The 1,365-nt window shown below is 67.2% G+C and carries 1 protein-coding gene; it reads right to left on the reverse strand.

Annotation, left to right across the window (positions count from 1 at the left end):
- Positions 1–1,177: immune inhibitor A domain-containing protein (locus DMB66_RS59790; protein WP_125812692.1), on the reverse strand; the 1,177-nt coding region annotated here is incomplete at its 3' end.
- Positions 1,178–1,365 lie beyond the last annotated feature (188 nt).

A 1,365-nucleotide genomic window follows, 5' to 3' on the forward strand; every position in this document is an offset into this window, starting at 1 on the left:
TCAGAGTCCAGTGCTCGTTGTTGTTGTCGCCGCCACCGGAGGTGTCGTAGTCGTCCGGCAGGCCCAGGTCGTGCGTGTACTCGTGCACGAAGACCGACAGGCCGCCGTTCTCCGGCTGGATCGTGTAGTCGCCGATCCAGATCCCGGTGGTGCCGATCTGGGTGCCGCCGAGCAGGTTGCCGGCCGGGCCGGTGCGGCCCTGGTCGGTGCCGTACGCGTACCAGCGGTGGCTCCAGATGGCGTCCTCACCCTGGCTCGGGTCGCCGTCGGCCTGGTCACCGCCGGAGTGGACGATCTGGAAGTGGTCGATGTAGCCGTCGGACTCGTTGAAGTCGCCGTCGCCGTCGAAGTCGTAGCGGTCGTACTGGTCGAACGACTTCATGTCGGCGGCGATCTGCGCGTCCGTGCGGCCGGCGGCCTTCTGGAGCTCGACCCAGCGGTTGGCGGCGTCGCGGACCAGCGCCCAGGTGTTGTTGCAGGTGCTGGAGGCGCAGACGGCCGGGTCGTCGCCGTTGGCGTCGGTCGGGTTGTCGTTGGAGCGGCCGTACCGGGCCTCGTTGAACGGCACCTTCACCCAGTCGGTGACCTCACCGTCGACGCTGTAGCGCCCGGAGGACTGGCTCTCGAAGTAGGTCTTGACCGACTCGACGCCAGTGCCCTCACCGAAGTACAGGTTGCGGTAGAAGTCCGCCGAGTAGTCCGCCTGCCAGACCGTGGAGTTGTCCACGGCACGGTTCGGCTTGGGGATCTCGTTGTGCAGCGGTCCGTCGAAGCGGGCCGGCCCCGGAATGGTAGGGGCCATGTCCTTGTCCGGGTAGCTCGGGCTGCGCTCGTTGCCGAACTCCGTCAGGATCACGAAGATCCGGTCGGTCCGCTCGCGGCCGACCTCGACGTACTGGTCCTGGCCGGCCTTGGCGACGGCGCGGTTGCTCGTGCCGGAGCCCTGGGTGCGTCCGACCTTGACGACCGAACTGCCGTCCTTCGTCACCGCCTTGGCCTTGCCGCTCACCACGTCGGCGACGGCCTGCTCGCGCAGGGCGCGACGCTTGTCCTCGAGCGGGTTGGGCAGATCGTCGACAGGTGCTGAGTTGGCATCGGCCTTTGCGACCGGCGCTGGATCCACTGGCGGGGCGGCGTTGGCACCACCGGGGAGCATGACCCCGACACTGGTGACCATCGCGGCGCCGAGTAGTCCTACGACCACCTTGCGCACTACGTGTACCTCCGTTGACGTGACCGCGCGCTGAGGTGCAGCGGACGGCGGCAATCCGGCCTCGGATTCGAGGCTCACGTGAACGTATGCAAACAGACTGATGTGTTGGAAGCGGCGCGAGACATTGATGAGCGATGGTTACGCATTATGGC

This window comes from Actinoplanes sp. ATCC 53533, from assembly GCF_003947245.1.